This window comes from Candidatus Cloacimonadota bacterium (assembly GCA_020532355.1).
GTDB lineage: Bacteria > Cloacimonadota > Cloacimonadia > Cloacimonadales > Cloacimonadaceae > UBA5456.
In genome coordinates this window covers 1-6,153 of the sequence record JAJBBD010000282.1, presented here as the reverse complement: position 1 = coordinate 6,153, position 6,153 = coordinate 1, and the positions used below count along the sequence as shown (strand labels likewise).

The following is a 6,153-nucleotide window of genomic DNA, read 5'->3' as shown; positions in this document are numbered from 1 at the left end:
TTGAAATAACTTGACGAATTCTTCACCTTCAATTTTCTTTCTCTTTGGTTGAGTCATGATCTTCTCCTTGTTTTTTAGTTTAACCATCAAAACAGTGAGTTTGATTTGGCTCAACCTTTTTCTTCAGTTTGCTCAATTGCACTACCTCAATTTACGCCAACCTTTGAGACACTACCTCAAAGCCTAGCACCATGGGTCAAAGACGATCAGATAGAATACGACTCAGAGATGAACCCTGTAGGCGTATCGGGTGCGCATACCCCGTTCCCACCCTTTCATTGGAAGTGCAGGACGACGACTATTGTATCTATATGATTGGTAATTACATCATGATGGTCATCTGAAAAGTGTAACTTTCTTACTTAAGCATCGTTTACCATTAACCGACAAGTTGAGAAAGTATATACCACTTGAACACTGCCTACCACTGGCATCTCTGCCATCCCAAGAGGTGAATTGCTCACCTGCCTTATTTGGATCAAGCGAGATGTTCTGCAATTTCTGCCCCTTTATATTATAGATATCGATGCTTGCGGTTGTTACTCTTAGTTGAGAGTTATCCTGATTTGAGGGTAAAACAACCTTAAGATTAGTGAAAGCTGTAAAGGGATTGGGATAAGCAGATAAAAGCCCATTCTGCAAAGCCGGAGTTGTCGGATCATCATTAGCTACAGGTGGAGCTCCAAACTCAAAACAGCCCATGTCGATACAGCCATCCCAGACGCGCTGGTTACCTGCGAGATCATAAGGTAAAAGGTTCAATCCGGTGGTATCCGCTGTTCCAGTGTTGATACAGGGAGAATACTCAGACAAACTATAGTAAAATGGGTTATTGATATCGTCTCCACTCAAAAAGAGGGGATTGCCTGAAATATTATTATCATTGTAATTGATGATATTCCCTGGTGCCTGCCAGATGTCATTGAACCCATTCCGGATCAGGTTATTGTTAAGAGTTAGAGTTGTTGCTATACCCGACCCATCCATGGGGTTGATAGCGATCTCCTTGGATCTGTTGTTATAGAATATACAGTTCGAGATATTGACTATCCCGTTGACCATCAGAGCTTCGCCATTCCCGTTCTGCCCTGCAAAGGTGCAGTTGGCGATGTTTATTAAAGGATAGTCTTCTCCATATAAAATAACGCCCCGCTCCATGCAGTTGATATTCGAAAACAAACAATTCTGAATGGTGTATTGTGGTTGGATAGGTGGGTTGTACATGCCACCAAATTGAATAGCCTGCGAATCATCATCCTGCATAGTTAAATTGGAAAATATCGTGTTTTCCAACTTGAATTCCTGACCTAATGTCAGCATGATTAAGGGATAAGCTGAAATTTCAGGATCTACCATAGTTGAGACAACATTCCTGAATATGCAATTCCTGATTGTCCCGGTGAAGCTACCATTGTTAATCACCAATCCCTTGCTATTTGTAATGATATCCTCTATAATAACATTGTTCCACAAACTATTAGTAAAAATTGAAAAAAGAATAACAGCATAATCATTGGGTGATAAATTGTGCATTCTAAGATTTATCAATCTCGCACCATCTTCTCTACGTCCATATAGGGCACAACTATTTGTAGAATTCTCTGAAGCGATAGACATACCCTCTAAACTAACATTATTCTGATAGTAGATCGTAAAAACAATCAGAGGATAATACTGAATACTAGGAAAAACCGGGTCCTGCTCTCCAATTATGTGTGTCTCGTCTATCCCACCCCCCACTACATTGACATTCTGCTTCAGCGAAATGGGGAATATTTGCTGGTTGGAAGTAAGGGAATATGTACCCGGTAATATATGAACTGCTTTGGGATTCAAACTGTCCGATGCAATCCTGTAAATGGCTGTCTTGATTGTCTTAAGTGCTGTGGCTGGACTTAGCCCATCATTAGTATCGTCTCCGACTGGCGAGACAAATAGGTCACTGTTGATTTCCTGATGATGTATACTCAGATGATTAATTAAAAGCTGGTATTCAAATCCAGACGAGCGTGATAAAGCATAATAGGATGTAATGTTGTTTACAGAAAACATATCCAAAGGTATGCTTAGATCGCTACTGATATCCTGTGCAACAATATCCTGACCATATCCAGCAGTATTGTTGTAGATCGAACAACGGTTATCAGGATCAAAAGTAACATTAACAGTTCCATTGTAACCATTGATATAAATCCCTCCACCAGAGTTATAGGCATAATTGTCGTATATGTTTACACCAGATAAAGATGTAGAACATTGAAGTGCTAACACTCCACCTCCCAATCTTGCCTTATTGCTATATATGTAGCAGTTTACTATGCTGGAAGATGAATTTGTCGATAAGCTAACCCCCCCCCCACCACCTGTGCTTTTCCCATTCGTTATTGAAAAACCTCTGACTATTATTCCTTGAGTATTTGAATAAATCCGAATACAAAAGGATAACTGTCTTCCATCAATAACGGTGGAATCAATGTAAGCAGGATTATTAGTAAAATACTCTTGGCTTGTTATAGTAAGGTTGTTTGTCTGGATCACAATGTTCTCTAAATACCTACCAGGATAGACGAGAACGGTATCGCCTGAAGAAGATGCATTAATTGCAGACTGTATGGAAGTATATTGCCCAGTACCGTCTAAATTGACTGTGCGGGTGAGGGCTTCCACGATAGATACCAGCCCTATAAGGGTCAATAAAAGCGTTATAAATTTTGTTTTCATGATTGATGTTCAAGTACAGGGAAGGGAGCATGCTCCCTTCCCTGTACTTCAATCTATTTCAGCATTAACATTTTACGAACCAAAGTCTTGCTATTGGTTCGTAACTTACTAAAATATACTCCACTGGAGCATGGGTGTCCGGTATGATCAATTCCATCCCATGCTACACTGTGAGTACCTTTGTCAGCATTGCCTTGTATCAGCTTCTTTACAAGCTGTCCTTTAATATTGTAGATTTCAAGAGAAACCGCACCTGGCTCATCAAGTGAATACTTGATGATGGTAGTAGGGTTAAACGGATTGGGGTAGTTTTGCTCCAAAGATAGAACCGGAACGGAGTTATCTGTCAGATCATTAGGCGTAACAGCGATGTGATAAACCGGATAAGCCGAGACACCACCAATGGAATTACTTGATAACTGTGTTCTATCGACATTGATAGATTTCAGCTCCTGAGGTTGGCTTTTTGATTCGTAGTAGAATATCAGTTCGACAGTACCTTCGGTTAGTTTTTCATTAATATCCAGATAGGCACACAACTGTTCTACATCGTTTTTAACTACTACCGCTCCCTTACATATTCCGTTCAGTTTCAGGGCTATCTCTTTCAAATCCGTTTTGTCAATGCCTAATAAAGCTATCTCTACTGGAGTATAATCAGGTTTCTCCTCGTAGGTAAAATATGTAGCTTTTTCTTTCTCGATCGGGACAACGGGGTTGGAAGTCTCCCACCGGAACTCATTGTGGTCATTATACGTAGCTATAACCACCATATCGCCACATTTCATAGGTAACATCGTACCTTCAATAGCTGAGAAGTTGTTGTTGCGATTGGACCGATACAAACACCAGTCTTTGGCTTTAATAAAGATTATATCGTTCCAGATTGAAGCAAATGCATCCTGAGGCCATTGACATTCTGTATCAAAGTATCCGATCCAGTTTTCATAGATTTGATCGTTTGCAACGTCACTGCCATGAATAGTGAAGGGGGATGTGGGAGATGTTGGAAAGCCACTATGGTGCAAGACAACAGAAGGATAGTTAACTGGTATTGGATCTCCAAGAGGAAGTAACTTAATCTTATATCCTTGAGGACTATAAATATGATGAGTATCTGCATTAAACCAGTCTTGATCGAGCCATTCTATGAAGTAATCTGAATTATCCTCTTTCCACCAAATCTTCTGAAGTACATTTGGATATTGAATCCCATCATTATCATGAGTTCCTAATAGTTCACTGAAGAAGGATCGTGCGACTCTTCTATCCTGAGTTAGGGAGTTTATGACTGGATAACTAACCCAATGCCAAATATCGCTACGTAAATTCGGCTGTGTATCGGCACTGGATTTTCTAAATGTGTAATCCCAGAAGGCATGAGTTGCTGCCGGAATTGCGCCAATGTCAGCAGGTGTGCCATCGGGATCTTTGAGGGAATTGGGGTCTCCACTATTAATACAGGGAGACATAGTTGTTTGACTCCAAATGGGGACGTAATTTGCATCAAGCTGCATGTCACTCACATCGCAGGTTATATTACTTGTACTGGTTAGTCCTGTATAACCGTTTTCAAACAATGAATGTGATACACTGACAGTCCCAGATTGTGGGGGATAAATGTCGAAGCTCGCATCGATATCCCGGGTTTGGAAAATGCTATTGGTGAAGTTCATATTCACAGGTGAGAATGACATGACTACTATTTTATACTCATTGGAATCATAGCTGCCTTTTATGAACAATCCATTTGCCAGATTGAGTGTCCCTGTACAAGAGCTACCTATGGCGATGAAGTCAGCCGGATGACCCTGATATGGCTCAAAACCACTATGGATGACGTTGTGTGAGACAATATCATTGCTTGTGAATGTGCAATTGTCAAAGCCCAGAGCGTCCGATTGTGTGCCTGAGAGTCCAACATGATACACCACGTTATCTCTGAACAGGTTGTCAGATATATTGAACTGTGACGTGAATTGCAGGTAAACTGAACCTCCACTTCCAGTTGTGATATTGTGGAAGAATTGATTGTTCAGAATGTGAATTTCTGATGAGTCCTGAACGAATATTGCTCCACCTGGGTAACCCCATGTAATAGAGCCACCCGTTTCTGTCTGGGAAACAGCAGCATTCGCTTCGAACTGACAACTGGAAATATACACATCCTCGCATTCTTCCAGATACATAGCCCCACCTCCAAAAGCCTCATTACTAGTAAAGTTCGAGGAGTTCATATTGATATCTGAGCAGTTCAAGAACTTCAAAGAACCGTTGCCGGTGGTGATATAGGAGTTGTTGGTATCCAAGTTACTGAGGTATCGGAAATCACAGTTATAGAAGGATAAGCCTGATAATCCATCAAAAGATACACAAGCGTATCGACTATTGTATGCCGCTTTACCAAAGTGGCAGTTGTTAAATGAATACTCTGCGCTTGTGCTGGGGCTGAAGATCAGGAAGTAATTGCCATTAGTATTCAACTCCCTCACAAACTTAATCTTACTGAAGGTAGTATTAACTCGGTGAGCCGTTACTGATAGGAAATTATCCCATGGTTCGATTGACGCACCTTCAGATCCCAGCCCAATGATATTCAAGTTCAAGGCATCATTAGCAGTGTTTGTGTAGTTGAAGCTGAATGAAGAAAGCTGATACTCATCCGGAAACAAGTATAGAGTGACAGAATTGCCATTATAACCATTATTAACTGCACCGAATATTCTGTCTAGAGCTTGTTCAATAGTCTTAAAATATGGGTATGAATGATTTACAGAAACCTTGGGTGAGTTGATATTATACTGGGTCAGAGTTACTGAAGGTATCTCGATAACTTCTGTTTCTTGTAGAATAGATATTGGTTCTGAAGTCACAGGATAATAGTATTTATTTAGACTCGGTTGGAATAGTTCATATTCAAGATAGTAGCTTCCAGGACAAGCATTGAATGAGTAGCTGCCGTTAGGATTAGGATTCTTTTGGTCGATTATAGCATGAGTATTGGCATTGCGCAGTTTTATTGTGGTAAGAACTAAATCACTCAGATTAGTAGGGTGCAATGAAACTGTACCGTTTATAGAAGATTGAAATGGTATTATACCCAGGCGAAAACTTATGGTAGTACCTGCTGATCCGATCTGGTCAATATTTAATCCTCCCGCATTATTGTTAGAGAGAAAGGGCGAGGGATTGGTCGTTGCATTTATCACGGTGCGTCCAGTTTGGGAACTATAATGAGCAGATTCTATATCTCCCGTCAGAGTCAGAGTACCATTGGGGCGATAGATGTACACTTCATCTGGTGGTTCGCTGGCATTGCCATTGCCTACACTGCTGTTAATGCGGTAGATGAGCAACCCTGAACCTGGCAATTGATTCTCATAAGTACCGCTTTTTTTACGGTATTCGACAATAAAATACTCATTGGTAGAA

Annotated in this window: 2 protein-coding genes; both read right to left on the bottom strand. The window is 40.6% G+C overall.

Annotated features, from left to right (window positions below):
- Positions 1-336: 336 nt before the first annotated feature.
- Complete coding sequence (locus LHW48_09845) at positions 337-2,721, bottom strand: T9SS type A sorting domain-containing protein (protein ID MCB5260750.1); 2,385 nt, start codon at positions 2,719-2,721, stop codon at positions 337-339.
- A gap of 53 nt (positions 2,722-2,774) precedes the next feature.
- Positions 2,775-6,153: T9SS type A sorting domain-containing protein (locus LHW48_09840; GenBank protein MCB5260749.1), on the bottom strand; the 3,379-nt coding region annotated here is incomplete at its 5' end.